Consider the following 22,488-nt stretch of genomic DNA (forward strand, 5'->3'; position numbering starts at 1 on the left):
ACGATCAGAGATCGGTCAGAAGGTCTTGCGGATGCTAGCGTACCAGTAGCGACCGTAGGGCTGATAGACGGTGCCGACATAGCCGCCGCTGGACAGGGGCGGTTGTTCGTCGGTGATGTTGCGCACGCCTACGCGGACCGCCGTGCCGGACAGAAGGCCGCCGTCCTCGAACTGATATTCGCCGTACAGATTACCCGTCAGGGTGGCGTCGACGGTCCAGGGCTCGTTCGCCGCATTGGTGACGGAGTCGTCGTAGAGCGACGAGATGTACTGGGTGAAGGCGCCGACGGTGATGTTCTGATAGCGCCAGGTTCCCGACAGCGACCACTTCCATTCCGGGCGGCCGAAGTCGCGAAGCAGATCGCCTGCGCTGCCCGAGAAGTTGATTGCGGGATCGATGTCCCCGGAGTCCATCGCGTCCATCAGCTCCTGAACGCCCGGTGACGGCTCCAGATAGTATTTCAGGAAGTGCGAGACGTTCAGGTTCAGGTTGAAGTCGCCGTAGCGGGTGCCGCGCAGGCTCCACATGGCGCCCAGATCCAGTCCTTCGACGGTCTGGGGCTGCTGATTGGTGTAGGCGTCCTTGATGTAGAGAATCTCGCCCGCGGGGGCGAGGCCGGTGCCCGCGAACAGGCGGATGTCCTCGGGCGTCGGGGCGGCGCGCACCACGTTGGGGTTCGAGCCGCCGCTCTTGCGCAGCAGATAGTCCAGGGTGATGGCGTTCTGGCCGCGGAAGATGCCGACCATGCCGGTCTGCTCGACCCGCCACCAGTCGGCGGTGAAGGTAAAGTCGCCGTAGTCCGCCGGGATGAAGCGCGGCTGCACCACCAGGCCGAAGGACAGGGTCTCGGACTCCTCGGGCTGCAAGTCCGGATTGCCCGAGCGTTGCTCGGCGGTCAGGCGCGCGATCCGGGCCGTGCTGACGGCGTCGGCGTCGGGGAAGGTGGAGGGCGGGGTGAAGCTGCCGCCGCACAGGTTCATGTTGCTCAGCGCGCCGCGACGCAGCAGGGCCTCGCAATAGGTCCAGTCGGTGCTGGTGTTGGAGCGGGTGATGATCGTGGCGTTGATCTGTTCCAGGTTCGGGGCGCGGAAACCCTGGGCCCACGAACCGCGAACGCGGAACCCGTCGACGATGTCCCAGGCCGCCGCGAACTTGGGCTTGGCCACGTCGCCGAAGTCGGAATAATTCTCGAAGCGGCCGGCGATCTGGACCTCCAGGTTGTGGACCAGGGGCACGCCCATCTCCGGCGAGACCAGCGGGGCGGCGAACTCGATATAGGCCGACAGTACGTCCCGTTCGCCGTAGGTGTCGGGGTTCATCGATGAGTTGATCAGGTCGCTGTAGGTCGCGCCCGATCGGTCGGTATAGGTGATCGTGCCGTCGATGCGGCTGTCGCGGTCGTCCAGCTGGGTCTCCGTACGGGCCTCGACGCCGGCGGCCATGCCGACCGGGCCGGCGGGCAGGGTGAAGAGGTCAGGCCGCGAGATCTTGAAGTCCCACATGCCCAGTTCGGTCTTGGTCTTGCGGACCATGTCGACGCCGATGGCGTCCAGCGCCGCCTGGCTCGACGGGGTGGAGTCGCCGTAACGCGGGTGCGTCGGGTCGCCGCCGTTGAAGAAGTTGTAGGCGTCGGGCGTGGACTTGGACGCCCACTCGAACAGGCGCGTGGTCGAGATGTTGTCCGACACGTCCTCGGCCGTCGCTTCGGACCAGACCAGGGCGGTTTCCCAGTTCCAGCCGCGCCATTCGCCGCGCAGTCCGCCCAGGGCGCGGAACTGCTTGTTCGTGACCTCGACGCCGATCGGACCGAAGTCGTTGAAGCGATAGCCGCTGAGCAGCAGATCCTCGCCGGTCGGATTGTAGAAATTCGTGCCCGGAATCGTCATGACCACGGACGACAGGGTGTTGATCGGCGCCTGCCGCGCCTTGGACTTGGCGTAGTAGCCGCCCAGTTCGCCGAAGAATTCGACGTTGTCGTTGATCTCGTAGCGGCCGGTCAGGAACAGGTTGAAACGATCGACCTGGGGAATGACCGTCAGGTCTTCCTGGGCCGTATCGGCGCGCAAGGCAGCGTCAACCGTGGTGCCGTTCTTGATGCACAAGCCGTCGCCCAACTGCCGGATACAGCCGGACAGGGTGTTGGGCTGGATGGTGAAGGCCGAGCGGTTCGCGCCGCCGATCGAGGCGGCGCCGTCCGCGACGCGGAAATAGCCCCAGGGCGTCAGCGACGAGACGCCGTTCAGCGTGGTGTCGTTCTCGAAGCCCGTTCCGGCGAACAGGGAACGGATGTCCACGGAGGCGGTGTAGTCCTGATCCAGCGTCGAAAGCTCGTCGCGGTGGTCGTAGTTGAAGAACAGGGACAGGTTGCCGCGTCCGTCGGCGATGTCCTTGCCGCCGTAGAAGGAGAAATTGCTCTCCCACATGTCGGTGCCCTCGGCGGCGCCGTACTGGGCCGAGACGGTCCAGTCGTTCATGTCGTCGCGCAGGACCGTGTTGACCACGCCCGCCACCGCATCGGCGCCGTAGATGGCCGCCGCGCCGTCGCGCAGGACTTCAAGCCGCTTCAGGCCCGACACCGGAATGGCGTTGGTGTTGTAGGTCAGGACGGGGACCAGGTGCTCGTTCGCCTGGGACGTCGGGTGCCCCACGACCCTGCGGCCGTTCAGCAGGACCAGGGTGTTGCCGATGCCGAGGTTGCGCAGGTTCACCGAGCCGGTGTCGCCGCGCGCCGAGTTGGACGAGGCCGGCAGATACCCCGAGTTGAACGTCACATCGCCCATCTGGGGGATGGAGCGCAGCAGTTCGTCGCCCGAGGTGGCGGCGGTCGCCTGGATCAATTCCTCGCCCACGACCGTGACGGGCAGGGCGGCGGTGACCTTCGCGCCCCGAATCTGGGAGCCGACGACGACGATATCTTCGACCTGGGTGGCCTGTTCGTTGGCCGGCGTCTGCTGGGCGTGCGCCGTTCCGGCGGCGAGCAGGGCGGTGGAGGCCAGCATGGCGGCCTTTATGTTTCGACGTGCATGGACTGAACGCATGAGCTTGGCATCCCCGTGTTTGATCATCGCCTCGGCATCCCCTCCGATTGAGCGTCGTTTGATGGCCGGCGACCGTCGCGCAGCGCGCCGTCGCCTGAGTTTTTATCGATGGCGGACGATGCGCCGCATTTCAGACTAAAAGACGCCATAGTTAGCGGCGTCAACCTTTTTGGGTTAAATATTGCCGATATTCAAAATAATGAGCGCAATAATCACTAAGAAATGCCCTTGAAGTCGACTTTTTAGCAATGCTATCGCTCATTCATCGGATTTGAGGTCAGTCGTCGCGGTCCGCTCGTCGCTGTTCGAGGCGGGGCGGCGATGGATTGTGACGGGGGCTGCATGTACATCACCAAACCCAGAACCCTGGTCGCCTTGACGGCGGCCCTGATGCTGATGGGCGGGCCGGTCCTGGCCAAACAGGCCGCGCCGGTTCGGCCCGCCGCAGGCAGCGGCGGAGACATCGTCAACTACGGCCAGATCCACAGCCCCGTGGTGGGCCGCGGCGGCATGGTGGTCAGCCAGAGCGACCCGGCCACCCGCGTGGGCGTCGAAATCCTGCGTCAGGGCGGCAATGCGGTGGATTCGGCCGTCGCCGTGGCTTTCGCGGAAGCCGTGACCCTGCCGCGTGCGGGCAACATCGGCGGCAGCGGCTACATGATCGTCCATATGGCGGCCACGGCCGAGCGGCCGGCCCAGACCATCGCCGTCAACTACTACGGCACGGCGCCGGCGGCGACGACGCCGGACCTGCTGCTGGACGACAGCGGCCGCTTTGACCGCAGCAAGCCGTCGGGCTTCATCAACGTCTCGGTGCCGGGCACGGTCATGGGCATGTGGGAGGCGCACGCGCGCTTCGGCTCCATGCCCTGGGCCGATCTGGTCGCGCCGGCGATCAAGCTGGCCGAGGAAGGCTATGTCCTGTCGGACGGCGAGGCCGACGCCACGGCCGGGCGGGCGCGGGTGCTTGCGACCGATCCGGGCGCGCGCGAAGCCTATCTGAAGGCGGACGGAACCCCCTATCGCGCGGGCGAGATCTTCCGCCAGCCTCTGCTGGCCGAGAGCCTGCGCAAGGTGGCGCGCGGCGGGGCCGATGAGTTCTACAAGGGCGAGTTGGCCCGCCAGATCGTCGCGGGCGTCCAGGCCCAGGGCGGTGTGATCACCATGGCCGACATGGCCGCCTACCGCGCCGACGTGTCAGAGCCGATCTGGGGCAGCTATCGCGACCATCGCATCGCCTATATGCCGCCGACGGCCTCGGGCGTCAGCGTCGCCCAGGCGCTGAACCTGTTGGAGCATTTCGACCTGCGCGCGATGAGGTGGGGCAGCGTCGACAGCCTGCACCTGATCTCCGAGGCGATGAAGATCACCTCGTCGGACCGTCGCCTGATCGGCGGGGCGCCGCAGTGGACCACCCCGGCGCATGGGCTGGCGAGCAAGGAATTCGCCGCCGAACGCGTTCGACTGATCGCCTTGGACCGCACCCTGAAAGCGGCCGATATCCCCGAGGGCAACCCCTATCCCTATGAGAGCCAGGACACGACCCACTATTCGGTCGCGGACGCTTTCGGCAATGCGGTGTCGAACACCTACACCCTGTCCAACTCCTACGGCGCGCACGTCGCCCCGGTGGGGACGGGCATCCTGCTGAACAACCACCTGGACAACTTCTCGTGGGGCACGCGCGGGGAGCCGAACTCGCCCGCGCCGGGCAAGCGCCTGGGTTCGACCATCACGCCGATGGTGGTGTTCAAGGACGACAAGCCCTGGCTGGTCACAGGCACGCCCGGCGGCGGCTACATCATCGCCACCATGGTCCAGCTGATCTCCAACGTGATCGACCACGATCTGAACGTGGCCGAGGCGGCCATGCGTCCGCGTCTGAACCAGGCGGGAGGCGACAGCCCGCTGGAGCTGGAAGGCGGTTTTTCGCCCGACGTCGAGCGCCTGCTGCGCGAGCGGGGGCACGCCGTGCGTCCGTCGATGACCATGGGGAGCACCCAGTCCATCATGGTCGATGGCGACCGTTTCCTGGGCGCGGCCGACACTCGGCGTCCGGATGCTCTGGCCCTGGGCGTACGCTGAGCCGCCGCTTGCTGTTTCGGCCGTTCGATGGTCTGAACGACCGCTGTTGAATCAATCGGAGGGGGAAGCCGATGTTGCGCAAGGTTCTGCTGGCGGGCGCCGCGGGTCTGGTTCTGGCTGGAGCAGCGGCTCCCGTAGCGGCTCAGTCCGCGCCCGCCTCGGCGGCGGCGTCGGCCGCCTGGCGGGACGGCCTGTTCGGCGTGCGACAGGACAGCGACAAGGGCAAGGTCTCGGTGCGCCTGCCCGCGCCGGACGCGGACGGGGTTCTGGGCCGTTATCTGTATCAGCCGGGTCTGTCGGCGGGCCTGGGCATGGACGGAGCGGGGCTGGATCGTTCGGGCCTCGGGCAGACGCAGATCGTGGTCTTCCGCAAGGTCGGGAACCGGGTCTTCGCCGCCTTCGAGAACCATCGCTTCCGCGCCGTGGACGCCGACCCGGATCAGGTCAACGCCGTCGCCGCCTCCTTCGTCTCGCCGGTCGTCTGGTCGGCTGAGGCGACGGACGCCGGGGCCGACGGTTCGGTCACGGTGGACCTTTCGGGCTTTCTCGAGCGCGACGCGGTCAATGTGGTTTCCCGTCTGAAGCGTGCGCGGCTGGGGACGTTCAAGCCGGCCGCCAGCCTCGGCTACGTCGATACGGCCCAGACCCTGGTCTTCCCCGACAATGTCGAGTTCCAGACGGTCCAGACCTTCACCAGCGACGAGCCGGGCGGTGAGCTGTCGCGCGTTTCGCCGGAAACCCGTTCCGTCACCCTGGCGGTGCGCCATTCGTTCATCCGATTGCCGGACGAGGGCTTCCTGCCTGTGCTGCATGATCCTCGGTCGGGCACCTCGGCTCAGGTGACGGTGACGGATTTCGCCGCCGACCTGGATCAGCCGGTGGTCAGTCGGCTGGCCCGCCGGTTCCGGCTGGAGAAGACGGATCCGACCGCCGCGCGCTCGACGGTGAAGAAGCCCATCGTCTTCTACGTCGATCGCGCCGCCCCGCCCGCTATCCGCGAAGCCCTGATCGAGGGCGGCAACTGGTGGGCGCAGGCCTTTGAACAGGCGGGCTATCTTAACGCCTTCCGTGTCGAGCTCCTGCCCGAGGGGGCGCATCCGATGGACGCCCGCTACAACATCATCTCCTGGGTTCACCGCGAGACGCGCGGCTGGTCGACCGGGACCAGCGTCAACGACCCCCGGACCGGCGAGATCGTGCGCGGCGTGGTGCAACTGGGCTCCCTGCGCGACCGTCAGGACAAGATGATCATCGAAGGGCTGATCGGCGCCGCCCGCAGCGGCACGGGCGCCGAGGACGACCCGGACCGTCTGGCCTATCACCGCCTGCGCCACCTGTCGGCGCACGAGATCGGCCACGCCCTGGGCATTGCTCACAATTTCGCCGCTTCCACCTTCGAGGGGCGGGCCTCAGTCATGGATTATCCGGCGCCGTGGGTGATCGCGGACGGGGACCGGCTGGACTTCAGCCAGGCCTATACGACCGGCGTCGGCGCCTGGGACCGCTATGTCGTCGACTGGCTCTATGGCGACGCGCCGGGACGTGATCCGATCGCGCGGAGAGCGGCCTTGGCCGCCGAGGCGCAAGCAAAGGGCTACCGCTTCGTCAACGACTCCGACACCCGTCCGCTGGGCAGCCTGCAGCCCTACGGCGCCATGTGGGACAACGGAACAGACCCGACCGCCGAGTTCGCCAACACCCTGGCGGTGCGGCGCATCGCCCTGTCGCGCTTCGGCCTGGCCAATCTGCCGGCGGGCGCGCCGGCGGCGGACCTGCGCCGGGTCATCGTGCCGATCTATCTCTATCACCGCTATCAGACGACGGCGGTGGGGCGTCAGATCGGGGGCCTAGACTACAGCTACGCCGTCAGCGGCGAAGGGCGTGAGCGGGCCGAGGTCGTGCCTGCGGACAAACAGCGCGCGGCGCTGGAGGCCCTGATGCTGGCCCTGTCTCCGGCCGAACTGGACCTGCGCGACGATCTGATCGACCTGCTGTCCTCGGCCCAGTCGGGCAATTCGGATCGCCAGACCCAGATCGAGCTGTTCGAGGGCAAGACCGACGCCGTGTTCGATCCGTCCTCGGCGGCGGCGGCGGCGACCGAGGTGGTGTTTGAAACCCTGTTGGCGCCGGAGCGGCTGAACCGCCTGGTCGAGCAGGAGCGCCGCGATCCGGGGCAGTTGGGCCTGGTCGAGACGCTGGATCGGGTGGCGGTCGCCGTCGGGCCGGGCGCGGCGTTGAGCCCGCGTCAGGCCGAGCTGCGCCGCGTCGCCCGCGCCCGCTATGCGGCCCATCTGGCCGCGCTGATTCAGGGCAAGGATCTGTCCTCGACGGCGCAGGGCGCGGTGCGCGACAGCGCGCGGCGGTTCGGGGAGCAGTTGAAGCGTTGCCGCGGCGACCGGCTGGAGACGGCGCAGTGCGCCTATCTGGCGGAGGCTCTGACCGGGCCGGTCGAGGGGCTGAAGGCGCTGAGCGAGACGCTGCCGGTCGCGCAGGCGGTGCCGCCGGGCGCGCCGATCTGACCCTGACTGAAAAGGCGACCCTCTCCCGGCGGGAGAGGGTTACAGCTCCCGCCAGGTCTTGCCGGTCATGCCTTCATAGTTGGTCGCGTGATAGACGCCGCGCGCCACGGCGCGGGCCAGGACGTCGGCGGCGACGTTGCCGAGCTGGGCGACCACGACCTGACGCAGGGCCGGGTCAGCGATGACCTTCTTGCCCGTGGACAGGCTGAACAGGGTGTCGCCGTCGAACGGCGCGTGGGCGGGGCGGATGGCGCGCGCCATGCCGTCCTGCGCCATGATGGCCACGCGCTGAAGCTCGACCCGCGTCAGGGCGACGTCGGTGGCGATGCAGGCGATGGTGGTGTTCTCGCGCGGCTGGGGCCGGAACTTGGACGGGCCCCAGTCCTCGGTCGAGGCGTGCAGGCCCGATGATCCCAGACCGCCGAACTCGTCGCCGATCTCATAGGGGGCGGCCCAGAAGCTCTTGCCGCCCGGCGCCACGACCGAGCCGACGCTGTTGACCGCCACGATGGCGCCGACCGTCCAGCCCGCCGCCATGACCGCCGAGGCCGAGCCGATCCCGCCCTTCAGCGCGCCAGCCTCGGCGCCATAGCCTGCGCCTGCGGTGCCGAGGTCGAAGCGGTCGCTCGCGGCCTCCAGCGCCTGAACCGACAGGCGGCGATAGGGGGGCTCCATCTCCCACGCCTTGTTCCCGCCATTGGCCAGGTCGTAGAGACAGGCGGTCGGGATGATGGGCGAGGGCGGCACGCCCGGCGCCCCGCCCATGCCGTAGCCGCGCCCGCGCATGCCCATCCAGGCGGCGACGCTGTCGGCCGAGCCGAGACCATAGACCGACCCGCCCGACAGGATGATGGCGTCCACCTCCTGCACCAGGTTTTCGGGGCGCAGCACGTCGGTCTCGCGCCCGGCGGGGCCGCCGCCACGCACGTCCACGGCGGCTGTGGCGGGCTTTTCGGCCAGGATGACGGTGACGCCGGTGCGGACGCCCGCGTCGTGGGCCTGACCGACCTTGATGCCCTCGACGTCGGTGATCAGGTTCAGCGGCCCGGTGCGGCCGGAAGCGCGGGCGGCGCTCTGGGCGGCGGGCTTGGCGCTGGCGGCTCCTGCTGCGGAGGCTGCGGCGCCGATCAGGGCCGAGCCGAGGACGGTTCTGCGGTTCATCCGGCGGTTTCCTTTTCCAGAGCGTGATTGCGGACCAGATCCGGCGTCGCCGCCAGAAGTTTCTGCGTATAGGGGTGCGAAGGGGCGGCGAAGACGGCGGCCGTCTCGCCCTGTTCGACGATCTTTCCGGCCTGCATGACCAGCAGGCGATCCGTCACCGTGCGCACCACGCTGAGGTCGTGTGTGACGAAGAGGTAGGACAGGCCCAGCCGGTCCGACAGGTCGGCCAGCAGGTCCAGCACCTGCGCCCGGACCGAAACGTCCAGCGCCGAGACCGCTTCGTCCAGACAGATGACCGACGGCTCGGTGATCAGGGCGCGGGCGATGGCGATGCGCTGGCGCTGGCCGCCCGAGAACTCGTGCGGATAGCGGTCGGCGGCGTTGCTTGCCAGGCCGACGCGCTCCAGCATCTCATCGACGCGGCGACGGGCCTCGGCGGGCGACGGCTTGGCGTCCAGCAGATGGAAGTTTTCGGCCACCAGATCGCTGACCTTCCAGCGTGGATCGAAGCTGCCGTAGGGGTCCTGGAAAACGACCTGGATGTCGCGGCGAATGGATTTAAGGGCGACGCCGCGCGCGGCGGTGATGTCGCGGCCTTTGACCCGGACGCGGCCCGCCTGCGGCGTTTCCAGCGCCAGGATGGCGCGCAGCAGGGTGGACTTGCCGCAGCCGCTTTCGCCGACCAGGCCGACGCTCTCGCCCGGCTGGATCGACAGGCTGACCTGATCGACGGCGCGGAAGGTCCTGGACTTGCCGAACAGGGCGGGCGCGCCGCCGTATTCGCGCACCAGACCCTCGACCTGCAGTACGGGGGCGGCGTCGGCCTGCGGGCGGCTGCGGCGCGTGGGGGCGTGGGTCGCATTGGCCAGCAGGCGTTGGGAATAGGCGTGGGCCATGCCTGTGCGGATGCGGTCGACGGGCGCTTCCTCGACCAGTTCGCCGTCCTTCATCACCGCCACGCGGTCGGCGGTTTCGGCCACGACGGCGAGGTCGTGGGTGATGAGGATCAGGCCCATGCCGTCCTCGCGCACCAGCCGCTTCAGCAGGTCCAGCACCTGGGCCTGGGTCGTGACGTCCAGCGCCGTCGTCGCCTCGTCCGCGATCAGCAGTTTCGGCGTCAGGGCGATGGCGATGGCGATGGCGACGCGCTGCCTCTGGCCGCCCGACAGTTCGTGCGGATAGCGGGTCAGGGGAAAGCGTTCGGCGGGCAGGCCGACGCGGTCGAGCACGGCGCGGGCGACGGCGAGGGCTTCCTTGCGCGAGGCCTTTTTGTGCAGGCGCACGGTCTCGGCGACCTGATCGCCGATGGTCATGACGGGGTTCAGGGCCGTCATCGGCTCCTGAAAGATGATGCCCACGTCTCGGCCGCGCACCTGCTGCAGGGCGGCGTCAGGCGCGTTCGAGATGAGCTGACCGTTCAGGCGGATCTCGCCGGTCATGGTGGCGCGCGGCGGCGTCAGGCCCAGCACTGCCAGCGAGGTCATGGACTTGCCCGAGCCGCTTTCGCCGACGAGGCCGAGGATCTCGCCGGGGGCGACGGACAGGCTGACGTTCTTCAGGATCGGCGTCTGGCCGATCGACAGGCTGAGGTCGCGGATGTCGAGGACGGTCATGGTCAACGCTCCCGCCGCACGCGCGGGTCGAACAGGTCGCGCAGGCCGTCGCCGGTCAGGCTGAGGCCCAGCACGGTCACGAAGATGGCCAGCCCCGGCATGATCGCCAGCCATGGCGCGAAACCGATCATGGTCTGGGCCTCGGCCAGCATCCGGCCCCAGCTGGGCGCGGGCGGCTGGGCGCCCAGGCCGACATAGGACAGGCCCGCCTCGGCGACGATGCCGACGGCGAACTGGATCGCAGCCTGAACCACCAGCAGGCTCATCAGATTGGGCAGGATGTGCTGGAGCGAGATCAGGGCCTTGGACTTGCCGGCCGTGCGGGCGGCCAGGACGTATTCGCGGGTCCACAGGCCTTGCGCCGCGCCGCGCGCGACGCGGGTGAAGACGGGGATGTTGAAGACGCCGATGGCGATGACGGCGTTGATCGCGCCCGGCCCCATGACGGCGGTGATCATCACGGCCAGCAGCAGGGCGGGGAAGGCGAAGATCAGGTCGTTGCCGCGCATGACCAGTTCGTCGATCCAACCGCCGCGCGCCGCCGCCGTCAGGCCCAGAGGCGTGCCGATGCCGATGCCGATGCCGACGGCGACGAAGGCCACGACGAGGGAGTTCTGCGCGCCTGCCATGATCATCGACAGCACGTCGCGGCCGAAGTGGTCCGTGCCCATCCAGTGGGCGGCCGAGGGGGCGGTCAGCTTGGCGGCGATGTCCACCGCCTCGACGTCATAGGGCGTCCAGACGAGGGCGATCAGGGCGGTCGCCAGCACGACGGCGGTCAGCGTGGCGCCGACGATCAGCGACAGCGGCCAGCGCACGCGGGGTTTGGCGGGGGCGATGATGGCGGGGGCGTCGGTCATGCGCGGCGTCCCCTCAGGCGCGGATCGGCGAACAGATAGGCGAGGTCGATCAGGAAGCTGACCAGAACCACGGCGAAGACCAGCACCACCACGACGCTCTGCACCACGATCAGGTCGCGTTGGGTGATGGCCTGGAAGACCAGTCGGCCGAGGCCGGGCAGGGAGAAGACGTTTTCGATGATAATGCCGCCCGCCAGCAGGAAGGGGAACTGAAGGCCGAGGATGGTCAGGACCGGGATCCAGGCGTTGCGCAGGGCGTGTCGCCACAGGGCCTGATTGACCGAGAGGCCCTTGGCGCGGGCGGTGCGGACATAGTCCTCGTTCATCGTGTCGAGCAGGGCGGTCCTCAGGACGCGGGCCAGGATGGCGGCCTGCGGCGCGGCCAACGCGACAGCAGGCAGGAGCAGGGCCTTGAAGGCGGGCCAGAAACCCTTGCTCCAGCCGGGGAAGCCTCCGGCCGAGAACCAGCCCAGGTTCACCGAGAACAGCAGGATCAGCAGCATGGCGATCCAGAAATTGGGCAGGGCGACGCCCACTTGCGTGACGCCGATCAGGCCGGTGTCGACGGCGGTGCCTCGGCGGCTGGCGGCGGTGACGCCGATGGGCAGGGCGACCAGCAGCGACAGGACGGTGGCCATCAGGGCCAGCGGCGCGGACACGGCCAGACGTTCGGCGATCAGGCCGCCGACCGGCACCTGATAGGTGTAGCTGACGCCGAACTGGCCGGTCAGCAGGTCGCCGAGCCAAGCGAAGTAGCGCTCAAGGCCCGAGCCTTCGAGGCCCATCTGCTGACGCAGGGCGGCGATGGATTCCGGGCTGGCGTTCAGCCCCATCATATAGCTGGCCGGATCGCCGGGCACGACCTGCAGCAACAGGAAGATGACCACGGTCGCCGCCAGCAGGGTCAGGGCGTGGCCGCCCAGCTTCTTCAGCAGCCAGGCCGCGCCGAAGCGCCAGGCGACGAAGGCCAGCAGGGCGGCGCCCGTGATCAGGCTGATCCAGCCCCAGGGCAGGCCGCCGCCGGTACGCTCGGCGCTGGCGCTCGCGGCTGCGCCCGCGCCGGTCCAGTATGCGCCGGTGACGTCATTGGCGGCGATGGGGCCGTTGATCCACAGGCCGTTCACGTCCGCCTTCCACACGCCGATGCGCGAGGACTGGAACAGGAAGCCGTTGACCGCGTCGTCTGCGATGCGGCGTTGCAGGTCGCCCAGCAGGCGGTTGCGCGTCGGCTCGTCCGGGGCGGCGTTGACCTGCGCCAGCAGGGCGTCGAAGGCCGGGCTGTCGTAGCCGAAGTAGTAGTCCTTGCGGCCGTAGATGTCATAGTCCATCGGCTCGACGTGCTCGACGATGGTCAGGTCGAACTGGCGGCGTTTGAACACCTGGTCCAGCCACTGGGCCCATTCGAGGTTCTCGATCTTGGCGCGGATGCCCGCCTGGGCCAGTTGCGAGATCAGCACCTCGCCGCTGCGTCGGGCGTAGGGTCGCGGCGGCAGGCGAAGCGTCACGTCGATGCCGTTGGGATAGCCCGCCTCGGCCAACAGGGCGCGCGCCTTGGCGGGATCGTGGGGATAGAGGCCGGTCAGGTCGACATAGCCCGGCGCCTGACGCGAATAGTGGCTGCCGATGGGCTGGCCGAAGCCGAACATGGCCCCTTGAATCAGGGCGTCGCGGTCGATGGCGTAGGAAAGGGCGCGGCGCACCCGCACGTCGTTGAACGGCGCCTTGGTGTTGTTGATGCCCAGGATGACCTTGCCTTCGGACGCGCCGACGACGACGCGGAAGCGCGGGTCGCGCTGGAACTGGGCGACATTCTCGGGCGCGGGGTAGTTGGGGAAGGCGTCCACGTCGCCGGCGCTGACGGCGGCGAAGGCGGCGGTCGGGTCGCTGATGAAGCGGAAGACGACGGTGTTCAGACGGGGCGTCGGACCCCAGTAGCCGTCGCGGCGGATCAGGGTCAGCTGGCTGCCGCGCTGCCAGTTCTGCAGCTTGAACGGGCCGGTGCCGACCGGCGTGACGGCGTTGGTGGCCGCGCTGCTCGGCGAAACCATCACCGCGTCGCCCCAGGCCAGAACATAGGGCAGGGTGGCCATCGGCCGCGACAGGCGGATGCGGATGGTCGCCGGGTCGACGACCTCGACGCTCTGGATCGGCGCGAACAGGGCCTTCTGGGCGTTGGTCGAGCCTTCGGCCTTGATACGGTCCAGGGAGAACTTCGCCACTGATGCGTCGAACGGCGAGCCGTCCGAGAAGGTGACGCCGCGTCTCAGGTGGAAGGTCCAGGTCAGGCCGTCGGGGGCGGCCTCCCATGACTCGGCCAGCGACGGGGCGACGGCGCCGTTCTGGGTCAGCCGGGTCAGGCCTTCGAAGACGTTGGCGTAGACGACTTCATCCACCGCCGCCGCCGCGCCCGAGGTCGGGTCGAGGTTCGGCGGCTCCAGCGGCAGGCCGAGGATCAGGCGGTCACGCGGCGCCTGCGCCTGAACCTGCGGCGTGGTCAGGCCCCAGACGAGGCACAGGGCCAGCGACAGCATAAGCGTGATCAGGCCGGGCCGAAGCCCGCCGTTCCGGCCGCGCCGTCGGGATGCTGTCGCGACGCGTGTCGCCCCTGTCTTCGTCACCTTCCCTCGGTCTCCCCCTTGCGACGTGGCCGATCTTCGTCAGCCTACGTCATGGATTTGCTTTCACGCCATGGATTAAGCGCGCCTCACCACGGCTGGCGCGCCAGCGAGGCGGGGCAGGCGGCCGTAGCCTCGGTCGCGGCGGCGCGGGCGGCGTCGAACTCTTCCTTGGCCTTGGCGAAATCGGCCTGGAACGCCGGATCGGCCTTCAGCCGGGTGACGATGGTCGCGCCGACGATGCGGCCCGCCTCGACGTCGCTGGGATAGTGGACGCCGCACACCGCGCGGCTTTCGCCATAGGCCAGTCCGCGTCGCAGGATGGCGTCGGCGCGGTCGGGCGCCAGTTCGGCCAGCACCAGCGACCAGGCCCAGCCCAGCGCCGAGTGGCCCGACGGATAGGAGCCGCTGGCCGCCAGCCAGGTCTCGGGCGCGATGCAGGTCGGCAGGGGCTCGACCACGAAGGGGCGTTTGCGGAAATAGCCCTTCTTGGCGGGCGTTTGGATCATCTCCAGATCGCCCAGCATCTTGCCCATCAACAGCGTCAGGGTCGGCATCTGTTCCGGCTCGAACTTGAAGCCGAGGGCGCAGTCGAAGGCGCGCGGGGCGCCGGGCGTTTCGATCTCATTGTCGGCGCGGGCGATGGCCCAGCGCTCGGAGCCTTCCAGCGACCGCATGGCGCGATAGGCGGCGATGTCGGCCTGTTCGCGCAACGAGCCTTCGGCGGGCGGCGGCGGCAGGAAGTTGGCGGCGTTGGGCGTGTTCTCGGCGGTCAGATAGCCGTGCGGATGATCGCGGAAGCCTTCCCAGAAGGTCACGCGCGCAGTCGCCGCCGTCTGCGTCGACACCGCCCCGGCGCAGCCGCTCAACGCTCCGCCGAGCGCGAGAGCCAGGCTCATCGCGATGAGGGATGAAGAGCGGCGCGAGGTGGTCATGGGAAAACTCCGGGTAGAAGGGATCATGCGGCGACGGCGCCGGGGCGGCCCGATTCAACGGTCCAGGATTTCAGGGTCGACAGGCTGGCCTTGGGGTCGCGCACGTCGCTGATGACCTGATAGCGCGTATCCATGCGGTCGGGGCGCACGTCGATCGACATATAGCCGCGCGGCCGGCTGTCGAAGAACTTCACCTGCGGATTATTGGGCATGACGGCCATCAGCCCGTCGTAGCTGGGGCCGGTCGAGGTGATGGAGGTGCCGACGAACTCGGTCGCCACGGTGGCCGACGACGGGTCGCGGCTATCCAGCTTCACGTCATTGGTCCAGAACGAATGGTAGTCGCCGCTGAGGACGACGGGGTTGGACGGCTTCAGTTCCGACAGGGCCGAGGTCAGCCGGTCGCGGGCGGCGGGGAAGCCGTCCCAGGTGTCGGTCCAGTAGCGGTTCTCCTCGGCAGGACTGCGGGCCAGACGCAGGCCTGCCATCACCAGATTCTGGCCCAGGATGTTCCAGCGCGCCTCAGCGCGGGCCAGGCCGTCATACAGCCAGCGCTCCTGCTCGAAGCCGAGGAAGGTGCGCGACGGGTCCAGCCGGTCGGTGCAGGTCGCGTCGCTGACGATCTGGCCCTTGCCGCCGTTGGCGCCGTCGCTGCACGGCTGTTTCGAGCGGTACTGGCGGCCGTCCAGCATGAAGAACTCGGCCAGCTGGCCGTAGCGGACGCGGCGATAGATCGGCATCTGCAGGGCGGCGCTCAGGCGCGTGCGGCGGATCGGCATGGCCTCGTAGAAGGCCTGATAGGCGGCGGCGCGGCGTTGCAGGAAGTCATTGGGCGCAACGCCCGAAACCTTGGACCAGACGCCGGAATAGTCGTCCTGAACCTCATGGTCGTCCCAGACGGCGAGGCAGGGGGCGGCGGCGTGCAGGCGCTGCAGGTTGGCGTCGGTGCGGTGCAGGGCGTAGCGGTTTCGATAGCCCGCCAGCGATGTCGCTTCCTCGAGGTTGTAGGGGCGCACCACCTGGTCGGCGCGGTCCGGCCCCAGGCTGTATTCATAGATGTAGTCGCCCAAGAACAGGGTCAGGTCCGGCTGTTCGTCGGCCATGTGGCCATAGGCGCTGAAATAGCCGCGCTCCCAGTGCGAGCAGGAGGCGACGGCGAGGCGCAGCCGGTCGGCGCTGGCGTTCGGGGCGGGCGTGGTCAGGGCGCGGCCCGTCGGGCTCTGCTGGCCCTGGGCGGTGAAGCGATACCAGTAGGGGCGGTGGGGGGCGAGGCCCGCGACCTCGACGTGCAGGCTGTGGGCGGCGTCGCGGGCGGCGGTCGCGTTGCCGGCGGCGACGATGCGGCGGAACTGGTCGTCGGCGGCCACTTCCCAGCGCACGGGAATGGCGGCGTCGAGGCCGCCCAGACCGTCGGCGGCCAGAGGATCGGCCGCCAGTCGGGTCCAGATGACGAAGCCGTCCGGCGCGGGATCGCCGCTGGCGACGCCCAGCGGAAACAGATAGGCGCCGCCCGCCTGGGCGCGACCGAAACTCAGCACGGCGGGCGCGACGACCAGACCCGTCAGCAGGGTGCGGCGATCAAGGCGGGAAGCGGAGTAAGCCATCATACCATCAGGAAAAGGCGCAAGGCGGACCGGCCGGAACCGGCCCGCCTCACTCGGGAGGAAGCCTTAGAAGTCCATCGACAGGCGCACGCCGTAGGTGCGGCCCTGGCTGGGCGAGGTGGTCGGGCGCGCCGAGCCGTTGAAGCCGTTGCGGGTCTCTTCGTAGTAGGTGTTGAACATGTTCCGCACCCACAGGCCCGCGCGCCAGTTGGCGCCGGCCGGGCTGACGCTGAAGTTGGCGTTCCACAGCCAGTAGGCGTCGATGATCGATGAGGAGCTGACGGAATACAGCTCGTCCCGATAGTTGTAGTTCGTCTCGGCGCGCAGCTCCCACCCGGCCGCTTCCCAGTCATAGGCGACCGAGCCGCCGTAGTTCATCTTGGGGAAAGACAGGCGCTCGCCCGAGCGGTCGTTCGAGATGATGATGTCCCAGGGGCCATTGGGCGGGTTGGCGGCGACGGTCGCGGCGCTGTCGACCGCGAAGTATTCGTCGTACTTGCCCGTCTTGTAGCCGAGGTTCTGGGTGATGGTCAGGCCATTGATCGGAGCCCAGACCAGTTCCACTTCGCCGCCCCAGATGTGTGACTTTGGCACATTGGTGATCTTGCCTAGGCGGCCTGCGGTGCGGTCGAACTCGATCCCCTGAACCTGCTGATCTTTGTAGTCGTAGTAGAACAGGGCGCCGTTCAGACGCAGGCGACGATCGAACAAGTCCGACTTGATCCCGGTCTCATAGGCGATGACGATTTCGGGCTTGAAGGGACGAGCTGCCTGGGAGTTCGGAGAGTTGTAGGTGGTGAAGCCGCCCGACTTCACGCCGCGCGCCACGCTGGCGTAGAACAGGGCGTCGTCCGTGAGCGTGTACTCCAGTCCAGCCCGACCGGTGATTTCCTCCATCGTGGTGTCAAATGTCTCGGGCGGCGGCGGCAGGGCCGGGGCCGTGAAGGTGCCGCGGCTCGTCAGTTCCCGCTCTTCCTTTTCCCAGCGCAGGCCTAGGATCAGGTTCAGGCGGTCCGTGACTTGATAGGAGTTGTGCGTGAACAGCCCGAAGGCGGTAACGCTCTGGTCGTAGGCCGTGTTGACTAGGCTGGACTGGTAGTTGGTCGAAGGGGAGCCCCGGAACTCGGTATAGAAGCCGCCGTCGATGCTCTCATCGGCATAGTGGGCGCCGACCATCCATTGCAGCGGGCCGTCGCTGGTCGAGCTCAGGCGAAACTCTTGAGCAAAAACATTGATGTCATTGTAAAAATAGACATCAGACTCTTGGAATCGCGTGCCGTCCCAGTCGTTGTATTCCTTCCGGGAGAAGGTCTGATAGGCGGTGATCGAGGACAAGTCCGCCCAGCCCAGATCCGCCTTGATGCGCGCGTTGATGTCGAAGCCGTCATTGTCGCGGAACGGCTTCGCGTCGGTCGAGACGCCGGCCACATCGGCCAGACGTTGCGAAATGCCCCACCCGGTAATCCGCCAGGCCGTGTCTTTCGGGTAGGTGATGCTGCCGTCGGCGACCGTGTACGGCCCCAGCAGGCGGAAGCCGCGGCCGTCCGACTTGTCGATTGAATAGGTGGCGGCCAGGTCGACGGTGACGGCCTCGCTGGCGTCCCAGGTCAGGCGGCCGCGGATGGCGCTCTTGTCGAGGTCGCCCAGCTTTTCGCCGGTATCGCGGTGGTATTGCCAGGCGCCGCCCTGTTCGGTGACGGCGGCCAGGCGGCCCAGCAGGTTGGGCGCGATCTGACCCGAGACATAGCCCTCGACCTTGAAGCGATCGAACGTGCCGTATTCGGCGTTGAAGCCGGCGCGGAAGTCGGTCGTGGGCGCATTGGTGATGATGTTGACGGCGCCGCCGGTGGTGTTGCGGCCGTAGAGGGTGCCTTGCGGGCCGCGCAGGACTTCCATGCGCGCCACGTCGAACAGGGCGCCCTGGGTCGTCACCGTATAGGGATGGGCCACTTCATCGACGTAGATGCCGACCGTCGAGGCGTTGTTCGAGGAGTATTCGCGCGCGCCGATGCCGCGGATGCGGAACTGAGGCTGGCCGCCGCCGAACTGGCTGTCGACCTCCATGTTGGGGACGGCGTTCTCCAGATCGTTGACGACCGATATGCCCTTCTCGTCCAATTGTTCGCCGCCGATGACGCTGAGCGAGACGCCCACGTCCTGGCTGGCCTGCTCGCGACGCTGGGCGGTGACGATGATCTCGTCGACGCGCGTGGCCTGATCCCCCGATCGGGCGTCGCTCTGAGCGTTCGCGTTGGAGAAGGCGGCCAGGGTCAGCAGGCTGACCGACGACGCCAGTAGGTGTTTTCTCATTCTATTCCCCCTCCTCGACACCCCTGATCAGGGTGTTTTTTCTATGATCCCTGACAGGCGGCCGATCAGTTCGTCGATCTGTTCCCGGCTGATAATCAGCGGGGGCGACAGGGCGATGACATCCGCCGTCACCCGGATCAGCAGCCCTTCGTCGAACGCCTGGTGGAAGACCTCGGTCGCGCGGGCGCCGGGCGCGCCGGGACGCGGCTCCAGCTCGATCCCCGCAACCAGACCCAGATCGCGGATGTCGATGACGTGGCGCAGCCCCCTCAGACTGTGCACGGCGTCTTGCCAGTAGGGCGTCAGTTCGGTCGCGCGCTGGAACAGGCCTTCGCTCTCATAAACGTCGAGCGTCGCCAGCCCGGCCGCCGCCGCCAGCGGGTGGCCGGAATAGGTGTAGCCGTGGAAGAACTCGATGCCCGGCCCGGCCGCGCCCTCGACCACGGTCTGATAGACGGCGCTGCTGACGCCCACGGCGCCCATCGGCACGGCGCCGTTGGTCAGCCCCTTGGCGCAGGTCATCAGGTCGGGCGTGACGCCCAGGGCCTCGGCCGCCGTCAGGGCGCCCAGGCGGCCGAAGCCGGTGATGACCTCGTCGAAGATCAGCAGGATGCCGTGCTGCGCCGTAATCTCGCGCAGGCGCTCCAGATAGCCGAGCGGCGGCACGATCACCCCGGCCGAGCCGGACATGGGCTCGACGATGACGGCGGCGATGGTCTCGGCGCCGTGGGTCTCGATCAGGGCCTCCAGCTCATCGGTCAGATGCAGGCCCCAGGCGGGCTGGCCGCGCGTGAAGGCGGCCTCGTCCAGGTTCAGCGTATGCGACAGGTGGTCGACGCCGGGCAGGGTGGGGAAGCCGCGCTTGTTGTTCTCCAGCCCGCCGACGGAAATGCCGCCGAAGCCGACGCCGTGATAGCCCTTCTGGCGGCCGATCAGGCGGGTGCGGTTCTCGAACCCCCTGGCCGATTGATAGGCCAGCGCGATCTTCAGCGCGGTGTCGACCGCCTCTGACCCCGAACCGGCGAAGAAGACGTGGTTCAGGTCGCCGGGCAGCAGCATGCCCAGACGCGAGGCCAGCTCGAACGCCAGCGGATGGCCCAGCTGGAAGGTCGGGGCGTAGTCCAGAATCTCGGCCTGACGCTGGATGGCCTCGACGATCGGCCGGCGGGCGTGACCGGCGTTGACGCACCACAGGCCGGCGGTGCCGTCCAGCACCGCCCGGCCGTCCGGCGTGAAGTAGTGCATGTCCCTGGCCGAGGCGAACAGGCGAGGCTGCGCCTTGAAGGCGCGGTTCGCCGTGAACGGCATCCAGAATGGATCAAGGTCGTTGGCGGCCTTGCCGGCGCTTGCAGCGGTCATGCGGTCATCCTCTGTCTTTCGCCAGTAGCGGACGAACCGCGACGAAAGGGAAGACTGTTACTTGTCGGGCGCAACATGCAGATAAAAAAAGACATTTTACCTGCATGCTCGATTTACTGAGCGGCGTGATCGATCAGTAGCGCAGGGTCAGCCGCGCGCCGATGGTGCGCGGCGTTCCGGGTTGGGCGATGTCGGCGCTGGTGAAGAAGTTGCGGGTCAGGTCGTAGTCCTGATCGAACAGGTTTCGCGCCCAGAAGGCCACGGACCAGGCGGCGTCCTCGGGGCCGATGGTGACGCTGGCGTTGGCCAGCCAATAGGCCTCGACATCGTATTTTGCGCCCAGCCAGGACGGGTACTCGTCACGATAGCTGTAGTTGGCCTCGGCCGTGACCGCGAAGCCGCCGACCGTCCAGTCGTAGCTGACCGAGCCGCCGTACGACCAGGCGGGGAAGGGGATCTTTTGGCCTGACTTGTCGATGTAGACGGTGGCGCGGGGGATCTGCTGGCAGGCGCCGATGTCCAGGTCGATGAAGTCGGTGTACTCGCCCTTCTTGTAGCTGAGGTTCTGGCTGATCCGCAGACCGGCGGCGGGGCGGAAGACGCCCTCCAACTCCGCGCCGTAAATCTTGGAATCGGCGTTGGTGAAGCGGCCGACCGGGCCGTTGGCGCCGCAGACGGCCGACAGCACCTGCTGGCCGTTGTAGTCGTAGTAGTAGGCCGCGCCGTTGATCTGCATCGCACGCGACGGGTCAGCCTTGAAGCCCAGCTCATAGGCCCAGAGGATTTCCGGATCGAAGGGCTCGATGCCGCTGCTGTCGCCGGTGTTGTAAGTGGTGAAGCCGCCCGACTTGGCGCCCCGGCTGGCCGAACCGTAGATCAGGACGTTGTCGGCGGGCTTGAACTCCAGCGCCGCCTTGCCGGTCAAAGGCGTCATCTTGGTGTCGACGCTGGTCGGGGGCAGGGCGGTGGCGCCGCCGAAGGCCGAGCCGAAGCCTTCAAGTTCACGCGTTTCTTCTTCGTAGCGCAGGCCCAGGATGGCTTTCCACCGCTCGGAGAAGGCGTACTCGGCCTGACCGAACAGGCTCCACGACTCGACCTTCTGGTCATAGGTGACCTGGGCGTAGGTGTTGTAGATGTCGATGAAGTCCGAGAAGTAGCGCTCGTTGAGATCCTGTTTGGAATAGTAGAACCCGGCCACCCAGGTCAGGGGGCTGTCGTTGTCCGAGGCGAGACGCAGTTCCTGCGACAGAACCTTCACGTCGCTGCCGAAGAAGGTGTCGGCCTCGACCGAGGCGCTGGAGTCCCAGTCGCCGTATTCGCTGCGGTCCAGGGTCTCATAGCTGGTGATGCTGGACAGGTTCATGCCCTTGAGCGCCAGATTGGCGTTCAGCGAGGCGCCCCAGGATGAGTTGTCCCGGCCCGGTTTGGCGTTCACATCACGGCCGATGGCGTCGGCGAAGCGTTGAGACAGGCCCCAGCCGGTCTTGGAGCGGTCCTTGTCGGCGGGAATGACCGGGCCGGTCCCCAGGCGGGTGTGCAGGTCGCTGATCAGATACAGGCCCTGGTTCTCGGACTTGTCGACGCCGCCGTGGACGTCGAGCAGGGCCGTGAAGGTCTCATTGGGCGTCCATTCCAGCAGGGCGCGGGCGCCGGAGCGATCGGCGTCGCCCAGGCTTTCGCCCGTGTCGCGGTTGCGCTGCCAGGCGCCGCCCTGTTCGGTCGAGACGGCCAGACGGCCGCGCAACGTGTCGGTCAGCGGGCCGGAGACATAGCCCTCGCCCCGGAACAGGTTGTGGCTGCCCCATTCGGTCATCAGGCCTGCGGTCAGCTCCTCGGTCGGGCGTTTGGTGACGAAGCTGATGGCGCCGCCGGTGGTGTTGCGGCCGTAGAGGGTGCCTTGCGGCCCGCGCAGCACCTCGACCCGGTCGATGTCGAAGATCAGTCCCTGCGTCATGACGGGGACCGGATAAGCGACCTCGTTCACATAGACGCCGACCGTGGGCGAGTTGTTGGAGGCGTAGTCCTGAAAGCCGACGCCGCGCATGCGGAACTGGGCCGCGCCGCCGCCGAAGGCCGGTTCGACCTCCAGGTTGGGCGTGGCGTTCTGAAGCTGGTTGACGTTGGTGACGCCCTGCTGCGTCAGGCTTTCACCGCTGAGGACGCTGAGGGCGATGCCCACGTCCTGGGCCGCCTGTTCACGGCGCTGGGCGGTGACGATGACCTCGTCGACCGTGGTGGCGGCCGGCTCGTCGGGCGCGCGCTGCGCGGCGACGGAGGTGGCGGACAGGGCGAACAGGGCCCCGGCGGAAACGCTGACCATCAGACGATTCATCGTCTTCCTCCCCATGAGGCCGTCGCGGTCTATGGCCGCGTTCAGCCGTCGCGACC

The 22,488-nt window shown here is 68.0% G+C and carries 12 protein-coding genes; 2 read left to right on the forward strand and 10 right to left on the reverse strand.

Going from position 1 to position 22,488, the window contains the following annotated elements; all coding sequences use genetic code 11:
* Positions 1 to 15: 15 nt before the first annotated feature.
* Positions 16 to 3,000 (reverse strand): TonB-dependent receptor domain-containing protein, encoded by a 2,985-nt coding sequence (locus BJP32_RS09960; RefSeq protein WP_312293867.1) that lies wholly within the window; start codon positions 2,998 to 3,000, stop codon positions 16 to 18.
* Positions 3,001 to 3,381: 381 nt separating this feature from the next.
* Between BJP32_RS09960 and ggt the strand changes: the two genes are divergently transcribed.
* Positions 3,382 to 5,124, forward strand: coding sequence for a gamma-glutamyltransferase (gene ggt, locus BJP32_RS09965; protein ID WP_046652024.1), 1,743 nt, complete (start codon positions 3,382 to 3,384; stop codon positions 5,122 to 5,124).
* Between the two features lie 71 nt (positions 5,125 to 5,195).
* Entirely contained in the window at positions 5,196 to 7,643 is a 2,448-nt protein-coding gene (locus BJP32_RS09970; RefSeq protein WP_046652022.1) for a zinc-dependent metalloprotease, read from the forward strand.
* Positions 7,644 to 7,682: 39 nt separating this feature from the next.
* Here the strand turns inward: BJP32_RS09970 and BJP32_RS09975 are convergent, their stop codons facing one another.
* The 9 genes from BJP32_RS09975 to BJP32_RS10015 all read right to left on the reverse strand — a co-directional run bounded on the left by BJP32_RS09975 (position 7,683) and on the right by BJP32_RS10015 (position 22,432).
* Positions 7,683 to 8,804 carry a P1 family peptidase gene (locus BJP32_RS09975; protein WP_046652021.1) on the reverse strand — a complete coding sequence of 374 codons (1,122 nt, stop codon included), beginning with the start codon at positions 8,802 to 8,804 and terminating at the stop codon, positions 7,683 to 7,685.
* Positions 8,801 to 10,417: an ABC transporter ATP-binding protein gene (locus BJP32_RS09980; protein ID WP_046652020.1), complete on the reverse strand. Its 1,617-nt coding sequence runs from the start codon at positions 10,415 to 10,417 to the stop codon at positions 8,801 to 8,803. The genes BJP32_RS09975 and BJP32_RS09980 overlap by 4 nt, the downstream gene beginning before the upstream one ends.
* Before the next feature lie 2 nt (positions 10,418 to 10,419).
* The gene (locus BJP32_RS09985; protein WP_076223875.1) at positions 10,420 to 11,277 is read right to left on the reverse strand and encodes an ABC transporter permease; all 858 of its coding nucleotides are present in this window, start codon (positions 11,275 to 11,277) and stop codon (positions 10,420 to 10,422) included.
* Positions 11,274 to 13,808, reverse strand: a complete 2,535-nt coding sequence (locus BJP32_RS09990; RefSeq protein ID WP_076223877.1) for an ABC transporter substrate-binding protein — start codon at positions 13,806 to 13,808, stop codon at positions 11,274 to 11,276. Before BJP32_RS09990 ends, BJP32_RS09985 begins: the two co-directional genes overlap by 4 nt.
* Before the next feature lie 173 nt (positions 13,809 to 13,981).
* A complete protein-coding gene (locus tag BJP32_RS09995) occupies positions 13,982 to 14,827 on the reverse strand; it encodes a phosphatase PAP2 family protein (protein WP_233126800.1) in 846 nt (281 codons plus the stop codon).
* A gap of 23 nt (positions 14,828 to 14,850) precedes the next feature.
* Positions 14,851 to 16,431, reverse strand: a complete 1,581-nt coding sequence (locus BJP32_RS10000; protein WP_233126801.1) for an alkaline phosphatase — start codon at positions 16,429 to 16,431, stop codon at positions 14,851 to 14,853.
* A 66-nt stretch (positions 16,432 to 16,497) separates the two neighbouring features.
* Positions 16,498 to 18,741, reverse strand: a complete 2,244-nt coding sequence (locus BJP32_RS10005; RefSeq protein WP_076223879.1) for a TonB-dependent receptor — start codon at positions 18,739 to 18,741, stop codon at positions 16,498 to 16,500.
* Positions 18,742 to 18,768: 27 nt separating this feature from the next.
* Positions 18,769 to 20,100 (reverse strand): aspartate aminotransferase family protein, encoded by a 1,332-nt coding sequence (locus BJP32_RS10010; protein ID WP_076223880.1) that lies wholly within the window; start codon positions 20,098 to 20,100, stop codon positions 18,769 to 18,771.
* 133 nt (positions 20,101 to 20,233) lie between these two features.
* Positions 20,234 to 22,432, reverse strand: coding sequence for a TonB-dependent receptor (locus tag BJP32_RS10015; RefSeq protein WP_233126802.1), 2,199 nt, complete (start codon positions 22,430 to 22,432; stop codon positions 20,234 to 20,236).
* Positions 22,433 to 22,488: the final 56 nt, after the last annotated feature.

This window comes from Brevundimonas sp. ZS04 (genome assembly GCF_001956865.1).
GTDB lineage: Bacteria > Pseudomonadota > Alphaproteobacteria > Caulobacterales > Caulobacteraceae > Brevundimonas > Brevundimonas diminuta.

Bases quoted from the DNA above. Each gene is read 5' to 3' on its own strand.
- BJP32_RS10005 (WP_076223879.1), bottom strand. From the start codon at position 18,741: ATGAGAAAACACCTACTGGCGTCGTCGGTCAGCCTGCTGACCCTGGCC.
- BJP32_RS09990 (WP_076223877.1), bottom strand. From the start codon at position 13,808: ATGCTGTCGCTGGCCCTGTGCCTCGTCTGGGGCCTGACCACGCCGCAG.
- BJP32_RS09960 (WP_312293867.1), bottom strand. From the start codon at position 3,000: ATGCTGGCCTCCACCGCCCTGCTCGCCGCCGGAACGGCGCACGCCCAG.
- BJP32_RS10015 (WP_233126802.1), bottom strand. From the start codon at position 22,432: ATGAATCGTCTGATGGTCAGCGTTTCCGCCGGGGCCCTGTTCGCCCTG.
- BJP32_RS09975 (WP_046652021.1), bottom strand. From the start codon at position 8,804: ATGAACCGCAGAACCGTCCTCGGCTCGGCCCTGATCGGCGCCGCAGCC.
- BJP32_RS10000 (WP_233126801.1), bottom strand. From the start codon at position 16,431: ATGGCTTACTCCGCTTCCCGCCTTGATCGCCGCACCCTGCTGACGGGT.
- BJP32_RS09970 (WP_046652022.1), top strand. From the start codon at position 5,196: ATGTTGCGCAAGGTTCTGCTGGCGGGCGCCGCGGGTCTGGTTCTGGCT.
- BJP32_RS10010 (WP_076223880.1), bottom strand. From the start codon at position 20,100: ATGACCGCTGCAAGCGCCGGCAAGGCCGCCAACGACCTTGATCCATTC.
- BJP32_RS09995 (WP_233126800.1), bottom strand. From the start codon at position 14,827: ATGACCACCTCGCGCCGCTCTTCATCCCTCATCGCGATGAGCCTGGCT.
- ggt (WP_046652024.1), top strand. From the start codon at position 3,382: ATGTACATCACCAAACCCAGAACCCTGGTCGCCTTGACGGCGGCCCTG.
- BJP32_RS09980 (WP_046652020.1), bottom strand. From the start codon at position 10,417: ATGACCGTCCTCGACATCCGCGACCTCAGCCTGTCGATCGGCCAGACG.
- BJP32_RS09985 (WP_076223875.1), bottom strand. From the start codon at position 11,277: ATGACCGACGCCCCCGCCATCATCGCCCCCGCCAAACCCCGCGTGCGC.